This is a genomic window from Streptomyces sp. Tu6071 (assembly GCF_000213055.1).
GTDB lineage: Bacteria > Actinomycetota > Actinomycetes > Streptomycetales > Streptomycetaceae > Streptomyces > Streptomyces evansiae.
This window is the reverse complement of record NZ_CM001165.1, coordinates 3,755,135-3,776,931: the sequence shown is the minus strand read 5'-3', so window position 1 is coordinate 3,776,931 and position 21,797 is coordinate 3,755,135. Positions and strand designations below refer to the sequence as shown.

The 21,797-nt window shown below is 72.3% G+C and carries 21 protein-coding genes and 2 tRNA genes; 13 read left to right on the top strand and 10 right to left on the bottom strand.

Going from position 1 to position 21,797, the window contains the following annotated elements; translation table 11 throughout:
• Positions 1–17 precede the first annotated feature (17 nt).
• Both STTU_RS32480 and STTU_RS15595 read left to right on the top strand, forming a co-directional pair.
• On the top strand, positions 18–812 hold the full coding sequence (locus tag STTU_RS32480; RefSeq protein WP_063894608.1) for a DUF3566 domain-containing protein: 795 nt from the start codon (positions 18–20) through the stop codon (positions 810–812).
• 59 nt (positions 813–871) lie between these two features.
• Positions 872–945: transfer RNA gene (locus tag STTU_RS15595), tRNA-Ile, on the top strand.
• Between the two features lie 621 nt (positions 946–1,566).
• Here STTU_RS15595 and STTU_RS15590 read toward each other — a convergent pair.
• Positions 1,567–2,250, bottom strand: coding sequence for a DUF6344 domain-containing protein (locus STTU_RS15590; protein ID WP_007824485.1), 684 nt, complete (start codon positions 2,248–2,250; stop codon positions 1,567–1,569).
• Positions 2,251–2,495: 245 nt separating this feature from the next.
• Between STTU_RS15590 and STTU_RS33135 the strand changes: the two genes are divergently transcribed.
• Both STTU_RS33135 and STTU_RS15585 read left to right on the top strand, forming a co-directional pair.
• Positions 2,496–2,624, top strand: a complete 129-nt coding sequence (locus STTU_RS33135; RefSeq protein WP_007824483.1) for a DLW-39 family protein — start codon at positions 2,496–2,498, stop codon at positions 2,622–2,624.
• A gap of 234 nt (positions 2,625–2,858) precedes the next feature.
• Entirely contained in the window at positions 2,859–4,175 is a 1,317-nt protein-coding gene (locus STTU_RS15585; protein ID WP_007824481.1) for a hypothetical protein, read from the top strand.
• A gap of 7 nt (positions 4,176–4,182) precedes the next feature.
• Here STTU_RS15585 and STTU_RS15580 read toward each other — a convergent pair whose 3' ends face one another.
• Together STTU_RS15580 and STTU_RS15575 are read right to left on the bottom strand one after the other, a co-directional pair.
• Entirely contained in the window at positions 4,183–5,349 is a 1,167-nt protein-coding gene (locus tag STTU_RS15580; RefSeq protein ID WP_007824479.1) for a serine/threonine-protein kinase, read from the bottom strand.
• Positions 5,350–5,357: 8 nt separating this feature from the next.
• Positions 5,358–6,035 (bottom strand): helix-turn-helix domain-containing protein, encoded by a 678-nt coding sequence (locus tag STTU_RS15575; protein WP_007824477.1) that lies wholly within the window; start codon positions 6,033–6,035, stop codon positions 5,358–5,360.
• A gap of 250 nt (positions 6,036–6,285) precedes the next feature.
• Here STTU_RS15575 and STTU_RS15570 point away from each other — a divergent pair.
• Together STTU_RS15570 and STTU_RS15565 are read left to right on the top strand one after the other, a co-directional pair.
• Positions 6,286–6,358 (top strand) — tRNA-Ala (locus tag STTU_RS15570).
• 176 nt (positions 6,359–6,534) lie between these two features.
• Positions 6,535–6,801: a hypothetical protein gene (locus STTU_RS15565; RefSeq protein ID WP_234019240.1), complete on the top strand. Its 267-nt coding sequence runs from the start codon at positions 6,535–6,537 to the stop codon at positions 6,799–6,801.
• A 235-nt stretch (positions 6,802–7,036) separates the two neighbouring features.
• On the opposite strand, the gene STTU_RS15560 is transcribed toward STTU_RS15565, so the two are convergent.
• On the bottom strand, positions 7,037–7,723 hold the full coding sequence (locus tag STTU_RS15560; protein WP_007824473.1) for a DUF5324 family protein: 687 nt from the start codon (positions 7,721–7,723) through the stop codon (positions 7,037–7,039).
• A gap of 254 nt (positions 7,724–7,977) precedes the next feature.
• Here STTU_RS15560 and STTU_RS15555 point away from each other — a divergent pair, with 254 nt between their 5' ends.
• Together STTU_RS15555 and STTU_RS15550 are read left to right on the top strand one after the other, a co-directional pair.
• Positions 7,978–8,505 carry a peptidylprolyl isomerase gene (locus STTU_RS15555; RefSeq protein ID WP_007824471.1) on the top strand — a complete coding sequence of 176 codons (528 nt, stop codon included), beginning with the start codon at positions 7,978–7,980 and terminating at the stop codon, positions 8,503–8,505.
• Between the two features lie 150 nt (positions 8,506–8,655).
• Positions 8,656–9,681 (top strand): rhomboid family intramembrane serine protease, encoded by a 1,026-nt coding sequence (locus STTU_RS15550; RefSeq protein ID WP_007824469.1) that lies wholly within the window; start codon positions 8,656–8,658, stop codon positions 9,679–9,681.
• Positions 9,682–10,091: 410 nt separating this feature from the next.
• On the opposite strand, the gene crgA is transcribed toward STTU_RS15550, so the two are convergent.
• Complete coding sequence (gene crgA / locus STTU_RS15545) at positions 10,092–10,352, bottom strand: cell division protein CrgA (protein WP_007824467.1); 261 nt, start codon at positions 10,350–10,352, stop codon at positions 10,092–10,094.
• A gap of 159 nt (positions 10,353–10,511) precedes the next feature.
• On the opposite strand from crgA, the gene STTU_RS15540 reads away from it, so the two are divergent.
• The 5 genes from STTU_RS15540 (at position 10,512) to STTU_RS15520 (ending at position 14,302) form a co-directional block, all read left to right on the top strand.
• Positions 10,512–11,294 carry a DUF881 domain-containing protein gene (locus tag STTU_RS15540; protein WP_007824465.1) on the top strand — a complete coding sequence of 261 codons (783 nt, stop codon included), beginning with the start codon at positions 10,512–10,514 and terminating at the stop codon, positions 11,292–11,294.
• Positions 11,295–11,498: 204 nt separating this feature from the next.
• Positions 11,499–11,675 (top strand): hypothetical protein, encoded by a 177-nt coding sequence (locus STTU_RS34940; protein WP_007824463.1) that lies wholly within the window; start codon positions 11,499–11,501, stop codon positions 11,673–11,675.
• The gene (locus STTU_RS15530) at positions 11,672–12,337 is read left to right on the top strand and encodes an aminodeoxychorismate/anthranilate synthase component II (protein WP_010264299.1); all 666 of its coding nucleotides are present in this window, start codon (positions 11,672–11,674) and stop codon (positions 12,335–12,337) included. Before STTU_RS34940 ends, STTU_RS15530 begins: the two co-directional genes overlap by 4 nt.
• 65 nt (positions 12,338–12,402) lie before the next feature.
• Positions 12,403–13,515, top strand: coding sequence for a class E sortase (locus STTU_RS33130; RefSeq protein WP_007824459.1), 1,113 nt, complete (start codon positions 12,403–12,405; stop codon positions 13,513–13,515).
• A 34-nt stretch (positions 13,516–13,549) separates the two neighbouring features.
• Positions 13,550–14,302 (top strand): class E sortase, encoded by a 753-nt coding sequence (locus STTU_RS15520; RefSeq protein WP_007824450.1) that lies wholly within the window; start codon positions 13,550–13,552, stop codon positions 14,300–14,302.
• A gap of 180 nt (positions 14,303–14,482) precedes the next feature.
• On the opposite strand, the gene pknB is transcribed toward STTU_RS15520, so the two are convergent.
• The 5 genes from pknB to STTU_RS15495 all read right to left on the bottom strand — a co-directional run bounded on the left by pknB (position 14,483) and on the right by STTU_RS15495 (position 21,795).
• Positions 14,483–16,441, bottom strand: coding sequence for a Stk1 family PASTA domain-containing Ser/Thr kinase (gene pknB, locus STTU_RS15515; RefSeq protein WP_007824448.1), 1,959 nt, complete (start codon positions 16,439–16,441; stop codon positions 14,483–14,485).
• Positions 16,442–16,676: 235 nt separating this feature from the next.
• Positions 16,677–18,128 (bottom strand): peptidoglycan D,D-transpeptidase FtsI family protein, encoded by a 1,452-nt coding sequence (locus tag STTU_RS15510; RefSeq protein ID WP_043255308.1) that lies wholly within the window; start codon positions 18,126–18,128, stop codon positions 16,677–16,679.
• Complete coding sequence (locus STTU_RS15505) at positions 18,125–19,546, bottom strand: FtsW/RodA/SpoVE family cell cycle protein (RefSeq protein WP_007824444.1); 1,422 nt, start codon at positions 19,544–19,546, stop codon at positions 18,125–18,127. The genes STTU_RS15510 and STTU_RS15505 overlap by 4 nt, the downstream gene beginning before the upstream one ends.
• A gap of 25 nt (positions 19,547–19,571) precedes the next feature.
• Positions 19,572–21,113, bottom strand: coding sequence for a PP2C family protein-serine/threonine phosphatase (locus STTU_RS15500; RefSeq protein ID WP_043255306.1), 1,542 nt, complete (start codon positions 21,111–21,113; stop codon positions 19,572–19,574).
• 160 nt (positions 21,114–21,273) lie between these two features.
• Positions 21,274–21,795: an FHA domain-containing protein FhaB/FipA gene (locus STTU_RS15495; RefSeq protein ID WP_007824441.1), complete on the bottom strand. Its 522-nt coding sequence runs from the start codon at positions 21,793–21,795 to the stop codon at positions 21,274–21,276.
• Positions 21,796–21,797: the final 2 nt, after the last annotated feature.

The window sequence follows — 21,797 nt, the reverse complement described above, 5'->3', positions numbered from 1 at the left end:
GCGCGAGGAGTGAGGACGTGACTGGAACCACGGGCGCGGGCACCAGCGGGACCCCGCCGGAGGGCGCCCGTGGTTCCGGCAGCGGAAGACGCCGGCGCGCACCGGATTCCCAGGGGGGAACTGTGACCGATACCCGAGGCCCGCAGGCGCAGCAGTACGGCGGCGGGCCCGATCCCTACGGCAGTGGCCCGGCGGGCCCGCAGCCGCAGGGGCAGACAGGCCAGCCGGGTGCTGCCGCCGGTGGCCGCCACGGCGGCTCCGGTGGCCACGCGGCGACGAGCACGCAGTCCGCGGGCGCCGCCCCGTACCAGCCCCCGCAGGCGTACCAGCCGCCCACCGGCGGTCAGGGCCCTGGGGGCGGCCTGGGCGGGACGATGTCGGGCGGCGGCTCGACGGGGCGCGGTGTGCGCAAGCCGCGGACGGGCGCCCGTCCGGTGCCCCGCACGCGCAAGGCACGGCTGCGGGTGGCGAAGGCCGACCCGTGGTCGGTCATGAAGGTGAGCTTCCTGCTCTCCATCGCGCTCGGCATCTGCACGATCGTCGCCGCGGCGGTGCTGTGGATGGTGATGGATGCCATGGGCGTCTTCTCCACCGTCGGCGACACGGTCTCGGAGGCGACGAGCTCCAGCGACGGGGGCGGCTTCGATCTGGAGTCCTTCCTCTCGCTGCCGCGCGTGCTCATGTTCACCTCGGTGATCGCGATCATCGACGTCGTTCTGATGACCGCGCTGGCCACGCTCGGGGCCTTCATCTACAACCTCTCGGCCGGCTTCGTCGGCGGCGTCGAGCTGACGCTCGCCGAGGACGAGTAACCGATTTTGGGACTGGCCGCCTCGTGCGCTAATCTTCAGAGGTCAGCGCGCGAGCGCGCGGGGCTATAGCTCAGACGGTTAGAGCGCTTCCCTGATAAGGAAGAGGCCACAGGTTCAAGTCCTGTTAGCCCCACCGACACGAAAGACCCCCGGTCTCAGGACCGGGGGTCTTTCGCTGTGTCCGGGGAGGGGCGGTGCCCGGCGGGGTGGGCGCGGGCACCGGGGAGGGACAGCGCGTGGGATGCGCGCGGATACGGCGAACAGCCCCTGCGGCCGGGGGCCGGGGGCGGGATGCGCGGGGAGGCGCAGAGCGTGCGGGAGAGGGGTGGGACGTGCGGGCGGGGACGGCAAAGGGGTACGCAACAGAGGGACGTGGGTGGGCGCGCGGACGAGGGCGTGCGGAGGTGGCGGGGCGTTGAGCGCGGGCTGCGTGGCAGGGCGTTGAGAGCGCGGTGCGTGAGGGACGCGGTGCGCTGAAGGGACGGGGCGCCGTGGGGGCGTGCTGAGGGGATGGGGGTCTGGCTGCTCGGGGTGGCCGTCGGCTGGGGTGCGGGCGGGTCCTGGAGGGGATGCCGCGCGGGTCGTACGGGCTGCGGGGCTGCGTGCCCCGGTGGTGGTGCCGGTGGTGCCGGTGGTGGCGGTGGGTCCGGTGGTCCTGCCGAGGAGGTTCCCTGGCCGTGGGCGAGCGCGGGTGGGTCGTGGTTCTCACGCGGTAGGGGGCAAGGTGGCGCGTGTGCGCCCGTACGGGGACGGCTCACGAGGCGGAGGTGATGAGCGGGGCCGTCTCGCGGGAAGCGGTGGACGACGTGTGCGCCTGCGCGCCGTCGCGGTGCTCGCGGGCGGCCGGGATGCCGGGAAGCGTGAGCGGGGCGTCGGCGGAGCGGGGGAGGGCGGCGTCGAGCGCGTCGGCGGGGCCGGGGATGCCGCGCGCGAACGGGGCGGGGTCCGTCTCCGGTGTCGGCTCGGCGGGCCGGGCGGCGGGCAGCGGGTGCGCGAGCGCGTCGGCGGCCGGCTCGGGGGTTCCTGCCGTGGTGTGCTCGGTCGCCGTGGCCGGGGACACGGCCGCCGCCGTACGGGGTGTGCCGAGCGCCGTGCGTGCGGCGGGCAGTGCGGGGGCCGCTCCCGTGGTGTACGGGTGGTCGAGCGGGATGACGAGCTGGCGGCAGGACGGTGAGGAACCGTGCTGCTCGGCCCTGATGCGCTGCTTCATCGTGGGCGGCAGCGAACGCCCCTGGACGAGCGGTGGCCCGAAGAGGGCCGTCGCGACGGCGAAGCCCTGCGGGCCGTTCTCCTCGCAGGGGAGTTCGCGCGGCTGCGGCGCCGGGGTCGCGGGGGCGGCGGCCTGGGCGGGGACGGCCGCGAGGCCGAGGAAGGCGAAGAGCGCGAGGAAAGCGCCGACGAGCGCCTTCCACAGCGTCGAGAAGGTCTGGGCAGCCACGGTGTGCTCACTTTCAGCTTGGTCGATTTGCGTACTTCCTCATGATGTGTACCGGGGGTGTCCAGGGAGGGAGCGACGCCCGTGGCGCGCAGATCTTCTGATGAACGTCACCCGGACGGAGGTCCCGTGCCGGACCGGGGGGCGGCTGCCGCCCGGGTGCCGAAGGGGGCGCCGAGTGGTATGGGCCGGTGTGTATAGTCGGGCGACAGAGGTCCCTGAACGTCAAAGAAGGACGAGGTCGCGCGGTGAAGAAGCTTCTCCTGGTCGCACTGGCCGCCATCGGCGGGCTCCTCGTGTACCGCCAGATCCAGGCGGATCGCGCCGAGCAGGATCTGTGGACGGAGGCGACGGACTCGGTTCCCTCGGGTTCCTGAGCAGTCGCGCTCCCGCTGAACGGGCTCCAGCCGCCGAGGGCGGCCGGGGCCCGTTGCCGTATCCGCTCCCGGGAGCGCCGAGGCGCACGGCGAGGGTGCTCCGGGGCTTCCCCGCCGTCTCAACAGGCCCACCGCTCCCGTGAATTCGGTGCGCGGCCGGGACAACGGGCCGTGCGGGGCGGCAGGATGGGCCGGGCGTGGGGGCGCGGGCTCCCGGGGGACAGGGGGCGGCGGATGCGGGGCAGGCGGGTACGGACGGCGTGGCGCGGCGGCGCGGGCGCGGTGCTCGGGCTGAGCCTCGTCCTCGCGGGGACGGGCCCCGTAGCGGCGGCTCAGGACCCCTTCGGCGACTACGCCTTCGCTCCCGGCACACGGACCGTCCGGGGCGTCGCGTCGAGCGCGGAGGCGCCCGTACTGGACGGCGGCACCCCGTACCGCAGCAGCGTGCGGCCCGCCGACGGGGCGCTGTACTACCGCGTCGAACTCCCGGGCGGCGGCGAGTCCTACGCCTCCGTCGTCGCCGTGCCGCCTGCGGGGACGCGGCTGACCTACGGGGACGGGGTGCGCGTCACGCTGCGGAACCCGGCGGGCGGTTTCTGCGACAGCGCGGACGCGAACGCGGCCGGGACGCTGTGGGCGCGCCCCCTGGGCGCCGTCGTCGAGCAGGCGCCCCGGCCCACCGGGCAGTGCGCGGCGCCCGGCACGTACTACGTCGTCGTGGAGCGCACGACCGGGCACGGCACGGACGAGGTGGCGCCCTCGCTCGACGCCTGGGCGCTCGACCTGCGGCTCTTCACCGAGCCCGCGCCGCGCACCGCTCCCCCGGCCTCCGCCCCGCCGCGCGCCACGAGCACCCCGCCCGCGCCGCCCGGCGGGACGCCCCGCGAGCGCGAGGGCGGCAAGGGCCCCGCGGACCTGGGCGACGCGGCGCGGGTCGGGCCGGGCACCTGGCGCGACCGGCTGCGTCCAGGCACGACCCGCTACTACGCCCTGCCGCTCGACTGGGGACAGCGCGCCTCCGTCGAGGTCGAGTTGGGCAGCGCCGTCGCGGGCGGCTCGGGCGGGAAGACCGTGGCCTCGGCGCTGCGTGCCGCGCTCGACAGCCCCGTACGGGCCGAGGTCGTCTCGGACGCCGCCTTCTACGCGGGCACGCCCGCCTCGGCGCACCTCGACGCGGGAGCCCCCGTCGCCTTCGCCAACCGCTACGCGGGCGGCGGCCTGCGCGCGCTGCGCTTCCCGGGCACCTACGTCGTGCGGGTCTCGCTGAGCCCGGAACTCGCGGCGGCGTACGGGGACGAGCCGCTCGGGGTCGTGCTGCGGGTCGCGGTGCGGGACGAGGGACGCGCGGGCAAGGCCGTCACGTACCCCGGGGGCGCCGGGATCTTCCAGGTCGGCGGGGACCGGGCGGGGAGCGGCCCGGAGGGGGAGCGACGGGCCGCGGCGCCGGGTGGCGCGGGGATGCGGTGGCTCGCGGTGGGCAGTTTCGCGGCCGGTCTCGCGCTGGTGGGGTGGCTCGGCGCGTGGCGGCTGCGCGGGCGGCGCGCCGCCTGACGTGACCTCAGGGGGCCTGTGTGAGCGCCCAGAAGCCGACCGCGAAGCACAGCAGCGCGAGCAGCAGCACGGGCACCGCGACCCGGGCCGGTGGCCCGCCGCCGCGCCGCCGTTCGGGCGCCGCGGGGTGCGGGGCCGCAGGCGCAGGGGCCGGCGGGTGCGCGGGTGGCGGGGGCACGGGGCGGGCCACGGTCGTCGTCGGGGCCGCGTGCGGCAGGGAGGCCGAAGGCGGCGTCGTGCCGTGCGCGGACGGCGGCGCGCTCTCCCCGTACGGGACCTCGGGGTCGAAGGGGCGCGGCAGCGGGCCCTGCTCGGTGAAACCGGGCGGGGGCGGGCCGAGTTGGTCGAAGACCTCGATGGGCTCCTCGTACGTGCCCGTGCCCGGCAGGAGCCGCGCGGCCTCGGCGAGCGCCTTGCGCACGGCCGTCGCGGTACGGAAGCGGTGCTGCGGATCGGGGTGCAGGAGCGGGCCGAGCACGCTCCACAGCGGCGCGGGGACGTCGCGCGGGGCGGGCGGGACGCCGCGCGCGTAGGCCGAGACGAGGCCCTGCGCGTCGGGACGGCCGCCGGTGAGGAGGTGGATCGCGACGAGCCCGGCGGCGTAGAGGTCGGCGGGTACGTCCGGTTCGGCGCCGAGGAGCTGTTCGGGGGCGATCCAGCCGGGGGTGCCGACGACGTGGTCCGGTTCGGTCAGGCGCGGTTCGTCGCGGTGCGCCGCGATGCCGAAATCGGAGAGCCACAGGTGCGGAGGGCCGGTGCCGGTCGCTTCGAGGAGGAGGTTCGCCGGTTTCACGTCGCGGTGGACGACGCCCTCGGCGTGCACCGCGCCGAGCCCGGCGAGGAGCTGGTCGAGCAGGACGCACACGTACGCGGGCGGCAGGGGCCCGTAGTCGCCGACGAGGCGCTCGACGCTGCCGCCGCGCGCGAGGTCCATCGTGAAGAGGACCTGCTCGTCGTCGGCGGCCCAGCTGCGCGGGGCGAGGACGTGCGGGTGGTCGATGCGCAGGGCCTGTTCCCGTACGAAGCGCAGCAGCGTGTGCGCGTCGCGGCGGTGCAGCACCTTCGCCGCGACGTAGCGGCGGCGTCGCCGGTCCCAGGCGCGCCAGACGGCGCCCGCGCCGCCGCGCCCGATGGGGTCGGCGAGGACGTAGCGGCCCGCGAAGATCTCGGCCACGGCGGCGCTCAGCCCTGGTGGGTGGCGTAGTGGTCGATGGCCTCCGAGGTGCGCCCGGCCCCGTAGACCCGCAGCAGTTCGGCGAGTTCGGGGTGGTCGTCGGCGATGAGCGCGGCGGCGGCGACGATGTCCTGTGCGGAGGCGACCGAGCGCAGGAGGGCCTGCATCTCGCGGACGACGCGGCGCACGGTGGGGGCTCCGCCGCTCGTCGAGCCGGTCTGGCCCGTCGAGAGCACGGAGCCGCCGCGCGAGGCGCGGATCTCGTCCATGCGCACGGTGGCCTCGGCCGCGGGAACGCTGCCGTCGGCGACCTGCGCCGCGAGGTCCTGGAGGAGCTGGACCCGTTGGACGACGCTCGGGTTGCCGATCTTGGCGCGCTGGCCGCTCATGAGCTGCGAGAGCATCGGCGCGGAGAGGCCGAGGACGGCGGCGAGGCGGGCCTGGTTGAGGCCGAGGTCGTCGATGAGACGGCGGAAGAGCGTGCCGAGCGGCTCCCCGTACCAGACGCGCTGCAACTCCCGTGACTTCGCGGCGGTTTCCTGATGACGGTCCCGGTCCTCGTGCGCGCGTGCCGCCTCCGGGACGTTCTCCTGCGGGAGCCGGGCGCTCTCCGCGGCGGGCTGCGGGAGCCGGGCGCTCTCCGCCGTCGCCGCTCTCGCCGCCGCTTCCTGGTGTGCTGCGTCCATGGTGCGTCTCCCCTTGGCTTCCCCACAGGCGCGGTTCGTACGGGCGAACCACCGGCCGTGCGGCGGCGGTCCGTTCCCCGGTCCCGCTCCGGCCCCACGTGCCTGAGCGCATCCTACGGAGCGGCCCGCGCCGAGGGCAGCCCCAACGACGTCCTGCCGCGCCCCCGGTATCGCTTTTGCGGAAGCCGGGGGGTGTACCGCTATCCTGTGCCAGGTGTCAGCGTCGGTTCCGGCGCTGGTACGGCATCCAGGGCCCTTAGCTCAGTTGGTAGAGCGCCGTCTTTGCATGGCGGATGTCAGGAGTTCGACTCTCCTAGGGTCCACCGCAGGTCAGAGCCCCCCTCGTCGCGTGCGAGGGGGGCTTTCGCGTGGGCCGGGTCCATGAGCCGCCGTGCGCGCCCGCCGTGCCCTTCGCCGTGCCCTTCGCCGGGGAACGGCGGGTTCGCCGCCGGGAAGGCTGGGGAGGAGACCGGGAAACGACAGGGCGAGGGGGATGGCGATGAGTGGTGACGTGGTGCTGTACGGCGGGATGGTCGTGGTCCTGGTGGCCGTGGTGTTGAGCCGGCTGGGCACGCGGAGGCAGGCGCGGGCCTTCGAGGAGCGGTACGGGTCCTACGAGAGCTTCCGGCGGCAGGTGGACGCGGGGCGGGTGCGGGAGGTCGCGCGCGAGCGCGGGAAGATCGCGGCCGTCAAGGAGGTGCGGGAGCGCCATCCGGGGGTCTCGCTGGTGATGGCCAAGCGGTACGTGGACCAGTTGCCGGTCTGAGGCGGCGGGGCGGGCCGACCGCGCGGAGCGATGTTTCACGTGAAACATCGCCCTGGTCCGGTTGGCCCATGTTTCACGTGGAACATCACGCGGGCCTCGGGCGTCCTTGTTCCACGTGAAACATCGCGCGCTCCCGGCTCGCCCCTGTTCCACGGGGAACATCGCCCGGCGCGTGCAAAGCCCCCGGACGGAAGGGTTCCGTCCGGGGGCGTACGCGTGCGGGAGGGCCGGTGGGTCAGCCCTTCGGCTCGGCGCTCGACGGGGATTCGGCGTCGAGGCTCCCGTCGACCGCGCTCAGGTGGCTGCCGTCCTCCGGGACCTCGGTGGGGGCCGGGGGCTCGACGAGCCAGTCCGGGTTCGCCTGCTTGTCCCACCACTTCCAGGCGGCGTAGGCGCCGCCCGCGAGCAGGGTGACGACGGCGATGCCCTTGAAGAAGCCGCCGCCGCGACGGCGCTGGTTCTTCTTGGCGAGCTTCTTCACGTCCTTCGGCGAGACCTGGCCGCGCAGTGCGGCGAGTGCCGCGGCGCTGCGCGCGCTCGCCTCCTCCGCGACCGGGGTCGCGGCGGCGCGTGCCTGCTCGATGCGCGGACGCGAGTAGTCGGCGGCCTGGTGGGCCGCCTTACGGGTGTGCTTGGCCGCCTTGCGGGCCTGGACCGCGGCCTGTTGCGCCGCTTCGTCGAAGCGCGGCGGGATGTGGGTACGGGCCTGCTCCAGGCGCGGGGCCAGGTAGGCGTCGTACTGGACCTTGGCCTGGTCGGCGGCCTGGGCGACCTTCGGCGCGAGCCGGGCGCGGGCCTCTCCGGCGTAGAGTGCGGCGCGCTCTCGGGCGGTGTCGGCGTAGGGAGCAACCGCTTCCGCGGCGTGCTGCACGCTCTCCCTCGCCGAGCCCGTCGCGGCGCGCACGCTGTCGATGCGTGTCACGGGTTCCTCCTCCTCGGTGGCGTACGGTATTTCACCTTTCCACCCCCGGCGCGATCATGCCCGCCGGATCGCCGTGAGGGGGCCAAGTGGCGGGCCATCCGGGTCAGCAGGGACTCAGGAGGGGGTCGGCGGCGGGGCCCGGACAGGCCGGAGGGCCCCGTCCGTCCCCGTACAGAGGTTCGACGGGACGTGGCTCCTGGCGTCGTCCGTGCGAGGATCGGGGCGAGAGCTTCAAGGACAACGGAAGGCACATCGTGGCTGAGCAGCTTTACGCCACCCTCAAGACCACCTTCGGCGACATCCAGGTCCGGCTGCTGCCGAACCACGCCCCGAAGACGGTCGCGAACTTCGTCGAGCTGGCCAAGGGCGAGCGCGAGTGGGTCAACCCGGCGACCGGCGAGAAGACCAACGCGCCGCTCTACGACGGCACGATCTTCCACCGCGTGATCGAGAACTTCATGATCCAGGGCGGGGACCCGCTCGGCAACGGCACCGGCGGCCCCGGCTACCAGTTCGCCGACGAGTTCCACCCCGACCTGCGCTTCGACCGCGAGTACCTGCTCGCCATGGCGAACGCGGGTCCGGGCACCAACGGCTCGCAGTTCTTCATCACCGTGAGCAAGCCGGACTGGCTGAACAACAAGCACACGATCTTCGGCGCGGTCGAGGACGAGGCGAGCCAGAAGGTCGTCGACGCGATCGCCACCACCGACACCAACCCGCGCACCGACCGTCCGCTCAAGGACGCCGTCATCGAGCACGTGGTGATCGAGAGCCGCTGAGGCCGCTCTCGCACGTCCCCGCGCGGCAACCGGGCGCGGACACCAGGCGCGGGAACAAAACGCCCCGTCCATCCGTCAAGGGGGACGGGGCGTGCCCACGTCCCGACCCCGCCGAGCGGCGGTGGCGCACTCGGCTCAGGGAGGAGCCCCATGGACCCGAAGGACCAGCCCGGCAGCGCCGGTGGGCCGGGCGGGGAGCCGACGGGACCCGGCGGGCCCGAGGCGGGCGCCCCCGCGTGCTATCGCCACCCGGACCGCGAGACGGGCATTCGCTGCACCCGCTGCAAGCGCCCCATCTGCACGGACTGCATGATCAGCGCCTCGGTCGGCTTCCAGTGCCCCGACTGCGTCCGGCAGGGCGGCGGCGGCCCGGAGCCGGTCCCGGCGGGGGCGCCCGGCGGGGCGAGCGCCGCGGCGCGCGTGCCCCGTCCGTGGCAGCGGGGCGGCAGCGGTACGGGCCGCACACCGCGCGGGGACGCGCGGCCACGCACCCTCGCCGGGGGCGTGGTGCAAGGCGATCCGCGGCTGTTCACCAAGATCCTGATCGCGCTCAACCTCGCGGTCTTCCTGCTCGTGCAGGCCGTGCCCGACCAGCAGCGGCTGCTCGACGACCTGGAGATGCTCGGGCGGGCACTTCCCTACTACGGCGCCGACCACCTCGTGGGGGTCGCCGAGGGCGAGTGGTACCGGCTGCTCACCGCCGCCTTCCTGCACCAGGAGATCTGGCACATCGCGGTCAACATGCTGAGCCTGTGGTTCCTCGGCCCGGCCATCGAGTCGATGCTCGGGCGGGCGCGCTTCCTCGCCCTCTACCTGATCGCCGCCGTGGGCGGCAGCGTGGCCAGCTACCTCTTCGCGGCCCCGAACGCCGCCTCGCTCGGCGCCTCCGGCGCGATCTTCGGCCTCTTCGGCGCGACCGGCATCCTCGTGCTGCGCGTCCGGGCCGACGTCCGGCCCTTCGTCGCGCTGCTCGTGATCAACCTGATCATCACCTTCGGCTGGAGCAACATCGCCTGGCAGGCCCACATCGGCGGCCTCGTCGTCGGCGTGCTCGTCGCCGCCGGGCTCGTCTACGCGCCCCGGCGACACCGCGCGCTCGTGCAGTGGGGGACGTGCGCCGTCGTCCTCGCCGGGCTCGTCGTCTGCGTCCTCGCCCGTACCGCCGCCCTGACCTGACCCCTACCGGGTGCCTCACCTGAGCGGGCCCCCGCTCCCCGGTTATGCACAGGTGTTCGAATGTTCGGGCGGAGTTGTCCACAGCTCGTACACGGGAAGCGGCGCGGGGTGTGGATTCGGTGCAGGGCGGCTCGGGTGCGGCTTGCGGCACCCGCTGCGACCTGCGGGTTCACGAGAAGTCGGCAGGGTGGCCCGCGTTCGAACGTGCGCGCTAGAGGGCTTCGCCCGTGCCTCCGGCGGTCATACCGGCGTCAACTCTCCGAGAGTTATCCACAGATCGTCTGAACTTTTCCCCAGTGTGGATAGCGCTGTGGATAACTCAGGGCAGGGCTTGTGCGCGGACCTGTGCGCGGGCACGCCGAAGGCCGGGGTCGCGGTGGATCGGGACCCCGGCCGGTACGGCCCGCGCACTACTTCCAGCGGGTCGATACGCCGAAGCCCGCGGCGATGAAGCCGAAGCCGACGAGGATGTTCCAGTTGTTGAGCGAGTCGATCGGCAGACTGCCGTCCGTCACATAGAAGACGACGATCCAGGCGAGCCCGAGGGCGAACATCGCCAGCATCAGCGGGGCGACCCAGCTTCCGTTGCTGAGCTTGACCGTCGTCGCCTGCTGCTTCGCTGCGGGCGGCGGCGTGTAGTCGGCCTTCTTGCGGATACGGGACTTCGGCACGAGGGGGCTCTCCTGTCGATGCGCTGTTCGGTGCGGAGCCGTGCGAGGCCGGCCGCAGGGAACGGGGCGGGCGCTCTTCGGGCGCTCGGGCGGACCCCGGGGCCCTCCGGGCGTCCGTTAGCGTAGTGCTTCCACGGCGCCGAAGGAGATCAGGGTACGTTGAGCAATTCTGCCGACTCCCCCCCGAAGCGATCCAGCCCCGGAGGCCACGGGTTCCGCTTCCGTCCCGCGAGAATCCTCACCCTCGCGGTCTTCGCCCTCGCCGGGCTGATCTTCTTCACGAGTTTCCACACCGCGCGCGGCACCAACATCCGCACCGACGCCTCGCTCCTCAAGCTCTCCGACCTCATCAAGGAGCGCAGCGACAAGAACGGCGACGCCGAGCACGAGAACGCCGCGCTGCGCCGCCGCGTCGAATCGCTCGCCGCCCGCGACGACGGGCGCAGCGAGGCCGAGGACCAGCGGCTGACCACGATCGAGGACCGCGCGGGCACGCGACCTGTGCGCGGCAGGACGGTCTCCGTCACGCTCCAGGACGCGCCGCCGGACGCCGGGCCCAAGCTCCCCGGCTACCCGGAGCCGCAGCCCAACGACCTCGTCATCCACCAGCAGGACCTCCAGGCGGTCGTCAACGCGCTGTGGCAGGGCGGGGCGCGCGGCATCGAGGTCATGGGGCAGCGGCTCATCTCCACGAGCGCCGTGCGCTGCGTCGGCAACACCCTGATCCTCCAGGGCCGCGTCTACTCGCCGCCCTACAAGATCACCGCCGTCGGTGACCCCGACGACCTGCGGACGGCTCTCTCGGAGTCCTCCGCGATCCAGAACTACATGCTCTACGTCAACGCCTACGGGCTCGGCTGGAAGGCCGAGGACGAGGGCACGAAGACCCTCCCCGGGTACACGGGCACGGTGGACCTGCACTACGCGCAGCCGGTGGACTGAGGCGCCGCGCGGTCCCGCAAGGCCTCGCGCGGCCCCGCAGGGTAAAGAACACCCTCGCGCCGCACCAAGGCTTTCCGCAGCACGCCCACGCGAGCGGCCCCCGTCCCTTTAGGCTGGGGCCGCACCCTCGGAGCCTTCGGGAAGGCCGGGGTGACGGCAAGGAACGGCACAGCGGCAAGAGCGACAGCAGGGGCGGCGCGGCACATGTACGGGTGGATCTGGCGGCATCTGCCGGGCAACACGTGGATCAAGGCGCTGCTCTCGCTCGTCCTCGCCCTCGCCGTGGTCTTCCTCCTCTTCCAGTACGTCTTCCCGTGGGCGGAGCCGCTGCTCCCCTTCAACGACGTCACCGTCGACCAGGGAATGCGAGCAGCGCGATGACCACCGAGGCCCCCGCCCGTACCGCGAGCCGGGTGCTCGTCGTCGACAACTACGACAGCTTCGTCTTCAACATCGTCCAGTACCTCCACCAGCTCGGCGCCGAGTGCGAGGTGCTGCGCAACGACGAGGTGAGCACCGCCGACGCCGACCCCGCGCGCTACGACGGCGTCCTCCTCTCCCCGGGCCCCGGCACCCCCGAGGAGGCCGGGGTGTGCGTCGAGATGGTGCGGCACTGCGGCGCCACGGGGCTGCCCGTCTTCGGGGTCTGCCTCGGGATGCAGTCGATGGTCGTCGCGTACGGGGGCGTCGTGGGCCGGGCCCCCGAGCTGCTCCACGGGCGGACCTCCGAGGTGCTGCACGAGGGCGGGGGCGTCTTCTCCGGGCTCCCCTCGCCCTTCACCGCGACGCGCTACCACTCGCTCGCCGCCGAGCCCGCCGAACTGCCCGGCGTCCTGGAGGTCACCGCACGCACCCGCGACGGGATCATCATGGGCGTGCGCCACCGCGAACTCGCCGTCGAGGGTGTGCAGTTCCACCCCGAGTCGGTGCTCACCGAGCACGGGCACCTCATGCTCGCCAACTGGCTCACCGCCTGCGGCGACACGGGCGCGGTCGGCCGCTCGGCCGGACTCGCGCCGGTGGTGGGCAGGGCCTCGGCGTGACCGCGCTGCGGCCCGAGCACGAGACGGGACGCGAGCCGGGGGCGCCGTTAACGGACACGCCGGTCATGGGCACGCCGGTCGTTCCCGGACCCGCGCAGGCCCAGACGCGGGCGCGGGCACAGGCGCAGGGGCACGAGGAGTCGGGGGCTCCCGGGGTCCCAGGGCCTCGCGACGAGTCCACGATGGCCCTGCGGCTCCCGGCGGGCCTCCTGGACGCGCGGGGGGCCGTCCCCGCGCGGTCCCCGGCCGCCGTGCCGCCCGCCTCCGCCCCGTTGCCCGGCGAGGGCCGTGCCGCACGCCGCCGCGCCGCCGCGAAGGGCGGCAGGGGTACGGGCTCCGCCGGGTCGCCCCGCACCGGCCAGGGCCGCCGCCGGGCCGGGGGGCACCGCCGTACCGCCGCCGGAGCCGCCGGAGCCGCCGCTCCCGTCGCCGCGAGCGCCGCGAACAGCCCGCAGGACGGGCGCCCCCTCTCGCGCGTCGAGGCCCGCAGGGCGGAGCGGGCGCGCAGGCCGAGTGCGGGGACGCGGGCGAGCGCGGCGCTCGGCGAGGGCTTCATCACGCTCGGCCTCGTGATGCTCCTCTTCGTCGCGTACCAGCTCTGGTGGACGAACGTGCGCGCGCACCACGAGGCGAACGGCGCCGCGCACCGGCTCCAGGACGACTGGGCGGACGGCAAGCGCAGCCCCGGCGCCTTCCAGCCCGGCGAGGGCTTCGCGATCCTCACGATCCCCAAGCTCGACGTCGTCGTGCCGATCGCCGAGGGCGTCAGCAAGGCGAAGGTCCTCGACAAGGGGATGGTCGGCCACTACGGACAGGGCGCGCTCAAGACGGCGATGCCGGCCGCGAAGAGCGGCAACTTCGCGCTCGCGGGGCACCGCAACACGCACGGGGAGCCCTTCCGTTACCTCAATCGGCTCAAGCCGGGCGACCCGATTGTCGTAGAGACCCGCGATACGTATTTCGTGTACAAGATGACGAGCATCCTGCCGCAGACCTCGCCCGCGAACACCGCCGTTCTGCGCCCCGTACCGGCCGGATCGGGCTTCACGGAGCCGGGTCGCTACCTCACCCTGACGACCTGTACCCCTGAATTCACCAGTACGTACCGGATGATCGTCTGGGGCAAGATGGTCGAGGAACGGCCGCGCGGCGAAGGCAAGCCCGACGCGCTGCTGTGAGCGAGCGCGCGGGCCGAGGAACGGGGCGTACACAGTGTCGGCAACCAGGGACGAGGCGGCGCCGGCGGACGGGGCGGCCACCGGGCCGTCCGGGCCCGCCGGGCGACCGCGCCGGAGCAGGGCCGCCGGGTTCGTCGCCTTCCTCGGCGAGCTGCTGATCACCGCCGGGCTCGTCCTCGCCCTCTTCGTCGTCTACTCGCTGTGGTGGACCAACGTCGTCGCCGACCACGAGGCCGGCCGCCAGGGCGACCGCGTGCGCGACCACTGGGCGCAGCCGCCGAAGGGGGGGCCGGGGGCGCTCGACACGAAGAGCGGCATCGGCTTCCTGCACGTACCGGCGATGAAGAACGGCGAGGTGCTGGTCAGGAAGGGCACCTCGACGGACATCCTCAACGACGGCGTCGCCGGTTACTACACCGACCCGGTCAAGTCCGCGCTGCCGCAGGACGCGAAGGGGAACTTCACGCTCGCCGCGCACCGCGACGGGCACGGCGCGAAGTTCCACAACATCGACAAGCTCAAGAAGGGCGACCCGATCGTCTTCGAGTCGAAGGACCGCTGGTACGTCTACCGCGTCTTCGCGATCCTTCCGCAGACCTCGAAGTACGACGTCGAGGTGCTCGACCAGGTGCCGGGCAAGGCGGGCGTGAAGAAGCCCGGCCGGTACATCACGCTCACGACGTGCACGCCGGTCTACACGTCCACCTACCGGTACATCGTGTGGGGAAAGCTCGAACGGGTCGACCAGGTCGACGCGGAGCGGACGCTCCCTGCGGAGCTGCGGTAGCGGGTCCGCGAGGACGAAGAGGGCGCGGCCGAGGACGGAGCGCTCACGCGGGCGGAGCGCGTGCGGACGGCGCGCGTACGAAGGCGGTACGTACGCGTACGGAGCGCCCGCGCCCGCGAGGAAGGGGCGCCCCCTGACAGCGGGGGCGCCCCTTCCTCGTACGCGTACAGCCCTACCGGCTCACGGCATCGTGTAGACCGTCACCGGCGTGTTCTTGTCGACCTCCGTGCCCGGTCCCGGGTTGGAGTTGATGACCTTCGAGCCCGGGTCGCCCGGCAGCCCCGGCTGGACGTTCACCTGGAGGCCGAGGCCGCCGAGGATGCCCTGCACCTCCTGGAGGGTCTTGCCCCGGATGTCGTCCGGGATCTTGACCTTCTCGGGCTCCTGCTCCTCCGGCTTCTTGGCGACCGAGAGGGTCACCACGGAGTCCGGTTCGGCCTGCGTGTTCGGCGCGAGGCTCTGCTCGAAGACGGTGCCCTCGGGGACGGTGTCGTTCTCCTTCTCGACACAGTTCGCCTTGAGCTTGCTCTTCTCCAGCTGGGCCGTCGCGTCGTCGCAGCTCTGGTTGACGACGCTCGGGACCGTGGACATCTCCTTGGCGCGCGCCACGGTGAGCGTGATCGTCTTGCCGATCTGGAGGTCGGTGTCACCGTTCGGGCTCTGCTCGATGACCACGCCCTCCTTCTGCTCCGACTCCTTCGTCTCCTGCTTCACCTCGAAACCGAGCTTCTGGAGCTTGGCCTGTGCCGTCTCGTAGGTGAGCCCGGTGACGTCGGGGACGGTCTCCTTGGGGGCGCCCGTGGAGATGGTGAGGGTGATCGTGGAGCCCTTGTCGACCTCGGTGCCCGCGACCGGGTCCTGCTTGCAGACCTTCTTCGCCGGCTGGTCCTTGCAGGGCTCGCTGACCCTCTTCAGGTCGAAGTCGCCGTTGTTCTGCGCCATGAGCTTCGCCTCGGCGAAGGTCTTGCCGACGTAGCTCGGCGCGGCGATCTTGTCGCTCGTCTTGTCGTCGCCCCCGATGAACTTGCTGCCGATGAGGATCGCGCCGACGAGGACGAGGACACCGGCGACGACGAGGAGGATCGTCGAGGTGTGGTTCTTCTTCGGCGGGGCCTGCCTGCGCCGTCCGCGCGGCTCCTCGCCGTAGCCGTAGCCGCCGTCGTCCGGGTTGACCGGGGGCAGCATCGAGGTGGGGCCCGCGCCGCCGTTCTGCGCGTGGAACGCCTGCGTCGGCTGGTCGCCGTAGCCGTAGCCGCCGCCCGCGCCCGCCATGCCCATCGCGGCGCTGGCGGCGACCGGACGGCCTTCGAGGAGCGCCTCGATGTCGGCGCGCATGTCGTCGGCGGACTGGTAGCGGTAGTTCGGGTCCTTCACGAGCGCCTTCAGCACGATCGCGTCCATGTCGGGCGTGATCTCCGGGTCGAAGACGCTCGGCGGCTGCGGCTCCTCCCGCACGTGCTGGTAGGCGACCGCGACGGGCGAGTCCCCGATGAACGGGGGCCGCACGGTGAGCAGTTCGTAGAGCAGGCAGCCCGTCGAGTACAGGTCGGAGCGCGCGTCGACCGTCTCGCCCTGAGCCTGCTCGGGCGAGAGGTACTGCGCGGTGCCGATGACCGCGGCGGTCTGCGTCATCGTCATACCGGAGTCGCCCATCGCGCGGGCGATGCCGAAGTCCATGACCTTGACCTGCCCGGTGCGCGTCAGCATGACGTTCGCGGGCTTGATGTCGCGGTGCACGATCCCGGCGCGGTGCGAGTACTCCAGCGCCTGGAGGATGCCGATGGTCATCTCCATCGAGCGCTCCGGCAGCAGCTTGCGCCCCGAGTGCAGGAGTTCGCGCAGCGTCGAGCCGTCCACGTACTCCATGACGATGTACGGGATCGAGACGCCGTCGACGTAGTCCTCGCCGGTGTCGTAGACCGCGACGATCGCCGGGTGGTTGAGCGAGGCGGCGGACTGGGCCTCACGCCGGAACCGGGCCTGGAACGAGGGATCACGGGCGAGATCGACGCGCAGGGTCTTGACCGCGACGGTGCGGCCGAGACGGGTGTCGTGGGCGAGGTACACCTCGGCCATGCCACCGCGGCCGAGCACGTGGCCCAGCTCGTACCGGCCGCCGAGGCGACGCGGCTCTTCCATAACTGATCCAGCCCTCTCCGTCGATCCCGACCGCACCCGTGTGTGGTCCGGCGGTGTGCTGTCCGGCTTACCGTACCCGCCCCGTACCACGCCTCCCGGCCCGGACCGGGAAGCTGATACCGGACCGGTACCGCCACGTGCGCGGATGCGGCCGGCCCGTGACCGGCTTCACCCGTGAGGGGCGATTTCGGTCACCGCCCGCACCGCCGGGGCACGCTTCCGGGGCACGAACGGGTCACTTCTTGACGACCGCCTCCATGACCGACTTCGCGATCGGAGCGGCGAGGCCGCCGCCGGAGATGTCGTCGTGGTTGGCGGCACCGTCCTCGACCACGACGGCGACCGCGACCGGGGAACCCTGGTCGGTCTTGGCGTAGCTGACGAACCAGGCGTAGGGCAGCTCGCTGTTGGCGACACCGTGCTGCGCCGTACCGGTCTTGCCGCCCACGGTGACGCCGGGGATCTTCGCGTTGGTTCCCGTGCCCTCGTTGACGACGGTCTCCATCATCGACTGGAGCTTCTGCGCGTTCTCCGCCGAGAGCGGCCGGCTCATCTCCTTCGGCTCGGTCTTCTCGATCGTGTCGAGGCTCGGCGACTGGAGCTCGCTCACCATGTACGGCTTCATGAGCTTGCCGTCATTGGCGACCGCCGAGACGACCATCGCCATCTGGAGGGGGGTCGCCGCCGTGTTGAACTGGCCGATCGAGGACTGCGCGACGCCGTCGGGCGACATGTCCTTGGAGAAGTTCGACGCGGCGGAGCGCACCGGGACGTCGTGCTTGGCGTTGAAGCCGAACTTCTCGGCCTCCTCCAGCATCGTGTCCTGCCCGAGGTCGGCGCCGATCTTGCCGAAGACGGTGTTGCACGAGTACTTGAGCGCGTTGCGCAGCGTCGCGTCCTTGCAGGGGATGTTCCCCTCGTTGTTCAGCGGCGTCCTCGTGCCGGGCATGATCCACGGCAGCGGCGTGTCCGTCTTCTGGTCCGGCTGGTACTTGCCGCTCTCCAGGGCCGCGGCGGCCGTCACGACCTTGAACGTCGAGCCGGGCGGGTACGTCTCGCGCAGCGCGCGGTTCGTGAGCGGCTTGTCCTTGTTCTTCTCCAGCTTCGAGAAGGTCTGGCCGTCCTCGGTGGACATCCCGGCGAAGGACGAGGGGTCGTACGAGGGGGTCGAGGCCAGCGCGAGGATCGCGCCCGTCGAGGGGTCGAGCGCGACGACGGCGCCCTTCTTGGAGCCGAGCCCGTTGAACGCGGCCTTCTGCGCGGCCGTGTTGATCGTCGTGACGACGTTGCCGCCCTGCTTCGGCTTGCCCGTGAGCATGTCGAGCTGATTGCGGAAGAAGAGCCGGTCGTCGTTGCCGGTCAGGATGTCGTCGTTGAGGCTTTCGAGCTGGGTCGCGCCGATGAGCTGCGAGGAGTACCCGGTGACCGGCGCCCACATGGGGCCGTTCTTCCAGGTCCGCTTGTACTTGTAGCTGATCCCGTTGGTGTTCTTCGAGCCGGTGACCGGCTTGCCGTCCGCGATGATGTCGCCGCGCGGCTGGGCGTAGCGCTCGATCGTGACGCGCGGGTTGTTCGTGTCGCTCTGGAGGCTGTCGGCCTTGACGTACTGGATCCAGTTGTCACGGAGCAGCAGCGCCAGGACGAGCAGCCCGCAGAAGATGGCGATGCGACGGAGCGGCTTGTTCACGGGCGGACCACCTGCGTCATCTCGGCATCGGAGTTCTGTGCGGGTGCCGGGGCCGGCCTGCGGGCCGTATCGCTGATACGGAGCAGGATGGCGATGAGCGCCCAGTTGGCGATGACGGAGGAGCCGCCGTACGCGAGGAACGGCATCGTCATACCGGTGAGCGGGATGAGGCCCATGACACCACCCGCGACGACGAAGACCTGGATCGCGAAGGCCCCGGCGAGACCGGCGGCGAGGAGCTTGCCGAAGGGGTCGCGCGCGGCGAGGGCGGTGCGCAGCCCCCGCTCCGCGATCAAGGCGTAGATGATCAGGATCGCCATGAGCCCGGTGAGGCCCAGCTCCTCACCGAAGGTCGCGAGGATGAAGTCGGAGTTCGCGGCGAAGCCGATGAGGTCCGAGTTGCCCTGGCCGAGACCGGTGCCCAGGGTGCCGCCGGAGCCGAAGGACCACAGCGCCTCCATCGACTGCTGCGTGTGACCGAGCTGCGTCTTCGCCAGCTCCCACTCGTGCGCCGGGTCGAGCCACGCCTGCACACGGCTGTGCACGTGCGGTTCGAAGGAGGCGACGCCGACCGCGCCCGCCGCCGACATGAGCAGACCGAAGACGATCCAGCTCGTGCGCTCGGTCGCCACGTACAGCATGACGATGAACATCCCGAAGAAGAGCAGCGAGGTACCGAGGTCGGTCTCGAAGATCAGGATGAGGATCGACATGATCCACACGGCGATGATCGGGCCGAGGTCGCGCCCGCGCGGCAGGTACAGGCCGAGGACGCGGCGGCTCGCGAGGGCGAGCGCGTCCCGCTTCACCATGAGGTACCCGGCGAAGAAGACCGTGATGACGATCTTCGCGAACTCCCCCGGCTGGATCTGGAATCCGGCGACGCGGATCCAGATCTTCGCGCCGAAGATGTTCACGCCGAGCCCCGGCACGAGCGGCAGGAGCAGCAGGAAGATCGCGCCGACCATGGAGATGTACGTGTACCGCTGGAGGATGCGGTGGTCCTTGAGGACCATGAGCACGGCGGCGAAGAGCGCGATGCCGATCGCCGAGTACAGGAGCTGCTTGGGCGCGGCGGGCGCGAACGTCTTCACCTGCTGGAGCCGCTCGGACTGGTCCAGTCGCCAGATGACGACGAGCCCCAGCCCGTTGAGCAGCGTCGCGAGCGGCAGCAGCAGCGGGTCCGCGTACGGCGCGAAGCGGCGCACCACGAGGTGCGCGACGCCCGCGAGGAGGCCGAGCCCGATCCCGTACCCGAGGAGGCCCGCGGGGAGCGAGCCGTCGATCGCGAGCCCGACGTTCGCGTAGGCGAAGACGGGGATGACGACGGCGAAGACGAGAAGGGCGAGTTCGGTGTTGCGGCGGCTGGGCGCGCCGATGGAACCGATGGTCGAGGTCTGTGTCGTACTGCTGCTCATGGTGTGATCCGGCCCCCTGTGGTGCTTACTGCTTTCCGCACAGCGGGACCAGCTTCTGCTCTTCCTCCGAGAGGCTGGGGCCGGGCGACGGGCTTGCTGCGGTCGTGGTGGCGTGCCAGGCGACGGGGTTCGCGGTGCTCGTGCCGCCGGGCGTGGTGCCCGGGGTGGCGTCCTGCGGGGTGCCCGCGCTGCCCTGCTGCTCCTTCTCCCGCTGCTCCTTCGCGCGCTTGTCCCTGGCCTCCTTCTCGGCCTGGGCCCTGGCGGCGGCCTTGCGGCGCTCGGCGTCCTTCTTGCACGCCCCGGCCTGGGTGTCCAGTTCGTCGATCTTCTTCTGGGCCTCGGCGCGCGAGGACTCCGTGATCGTGCTCTCGACCTGCTTCTGCTGGTAGGGCGGCAGGTACTTGAGTTCGATCTCGGGGTGGGAGCGGTCGACCTTCGAGAGGTCGATCCAGGCGAGGTCCTGGCTGATGCCCTGGTAGAGGGCGACGTGGTCGTCCTCGACGCCCACGTAGTACTGGTTCTGGGTCCAGCGGTAGCCGCCGTAGAGGCCGCCGCCGATCACGGCGAGCGCGACGACGGTCCACAGGCTCCGCTTGAGCCAGCGCCTGCCGCCGCGCGGTTTCCCGTAGTCGCCGTCGTCGTCCCAGTCGTCCGGGGCGTACGAGGGCGCGGCGCCGGAGCCCGCGGCACCGTAGCCGCCGCCCTGCGCCTGGCGGCCGAGGCCGGAGGCGCGACCGGCCGGGGTCTGCATCGCGCCGTCGTCGTGGGACTGGTGCTGGTTCTCGGCGACCGCGCCGACGACGACGGGGGTGTCGTTGAGGGCGACGGACATCGTGTCGCCGTGGTCGACGTCGAGGACGTCGGCGACGATGACCGTCACGTTGTCGGGGCCGCCGCCGCGCAGCGCGAGCTGGATGAGGTCCTGGACCGTCTCCTGCGGGCCCTGGTAGCTCGCGAGGGTCTCCTCCATCGTCTGGTGGCTGACGACACCGGAGAGCCCGTCGGAGCAGAGCAGGTAGCGGTCGCCCGGGCGCACCTCGCGGATCGAGAGATCGGGTTCGACCTGGTCGGCGCTGCCGAGGTTGCGCATGAGCAGCGAGCGCTGCGGGTGCGTCGTGGCCTCTTCCTCGGTGATCCGGCCCTCGTCGACGAGGCGCGCGACCCAGGTGTGGTCCTGGGTGATCTGGGTGAGGACGCCGTCGCGCAGGAGGTACGCGCGGGAGTCGCCGACGTGGACGAGGCCGAGGCGCTGCCCGGTCCAGAGCAGCGCCGTGAGCGTCGTGCCCATGCCGTCGAGCTGGGGGTCCTCCTCGACCATGAGCCGCAGGCGCTCGTTGGCGCGCTGCACGGCGACGCCGAGCGAGGTGAGGATGTCGGAGCCGGGGATCTCGTCGTCGAGATCGACGAGCGAGGAGATCACCTCGGAGCTGGCGACCTCGCCCGCCGCCGCGCCGCCCATGCCGTCGGCGATGGCGAGCAGCCGGGGACCGGCGTAGCCGGAGTCCTCGTTGCCCTGACGGATCATGCCCTTGTGCGAGCCGGCGGCGAAACGCAGGGAAAGACTCATGCGTACCTCGCCTCTCGGCTGGTCCGGGGACAACCGGTCCTGTCGAGCCACACTGCCCACCCTCCGGTCGGGAGCACGGTCGGTTCCGCGTCGGGGACCGCCGCGGCGGACGCCTTCGTGGCCGCCGGGGTTCGCTCGCTCCGCTCGCTCATTTGTCGTACTACTTCCGCAGCTCGATCACGGTCTTGCCGATGCGGATCGGCGCGCCCAGCGGGACGGGGGCCGGCGTGGTGAGCCGGTTGCGGTCCAGGTAGGTGCCGTTGGTGGAACCGAGGTCCTCGACGATCCACTGCCCGTCGCGATCGGGGTAGATCCTGGCATGGCGGCTGGAGGCGTAGTCGTCGTCGAGGACGATCGTGGAGTCGTGCGCGCGGCCGAGCGTGATGGTCTGCCCCTGGAGGGCGACCGTCGTGCCCGTGAGGCTGCCCTCGCTGATGATCAGCTTGGTGGGCGCGCCCCGGCGCTGCCTGCCGCCCTGCTGCTGGCGCTGCGGCGGGGGGCTGCTCGCGGCGCGCGCCCTGCCCCCGTCGCCACCCCCGCGCTGGGCCCGGCGCTGCGAACCGCGCTGGGTGACTCGCGTACCGAAGAGGTCGCTGCGGATGACCTGGACGGCCACGATGACGAACAGCCACAGAACAGCCAGGAAACCCAGCCGCATGACCGTCAGGGTCAGCTCTGACATTG

Excerpts from the sequence above, each read along its gene's own strand:
- STTU_RS15585 (WP_007824481.1), top strand. The coding sequence starts at position 2,859 with ATGCGGGGCAGGCGGGTACGGACGGCGTGGCGCGGCGGCGCGGGCGCG.
- STTU_RS15575 (WP_007824477.1), bottom strand. The coding sequence starts at position 6,035 with ATGGACGCAGCACACCAGGAAGCGGCGGCGAGAGCGGCGACGGCGGAG.
- STTU_RS15565 (WP_234019240.1), top strand. The coding sequence starts at position 6,535 with ATGAGTGGTGACGTGGTGCTGTACGGCGGGATGGTCGTGGTCCTGGTG.
- STTU_RS15550 (WP_007824469.1), top strand. The coding sequence starts at position 8,656 with ATGGACCCGAAGGACCAGCCCGGCAGCGCCGGTGGGCCGGGCGGGGAG.
- STTU_RS34940 (WP_007824463.1), top strand. The coding sequence starts at position 11,499 with ATGTACGGGTGGATCTGGCGGCATCTGCCGGGCAACACGTGGATCAAG.
- STTU_RS15530 (WP_010264299.1), top strand. The coding sequence starts at position 11,672 with ATGACCACCGAGGCCCCCGCCCGTACCGCGAGCCGGGTGCTCGTCGTC.
- STTU_RS33130 (WP_007824459.1), top strand. The coding sequence starts at position 12,403 with ATGGGCACGCCGGTCGTTCCCGGACCCGCGCAGGCCCAGACGCGGGCG.
- pknB (WP_007824448.1), bottom strand. The coding sequence starts at position 16,441 with ATGGAAGAGCCGCGTCGCCTCGGCGGCCGGTACGAGCTGGGCCACGTG.
- STTU_RS15505 (WP_007824444.1), bottom strand. The coding sequence starts at position 19,546 with ATGAGCAGCAGTACGACACAGACCTCGACCATCGGTTCCATCGGCGCG.
- STTU_RS15500 (WP_043255306.1), bottom strand. The coding sequence starts at position 21,113 with ATGAGTCTTTCCCTGCGTTTCGCCGCCGGCTCGCACAAGGGCATGATC.
- STTU_RS15495 (WP_007824441.1), bottom strand. The coding sequence starts at position 21,795 with ATGTCAGAGCTGACCCTGACGGTCATGCGGCTGGGTTTCCTGGCTGTT.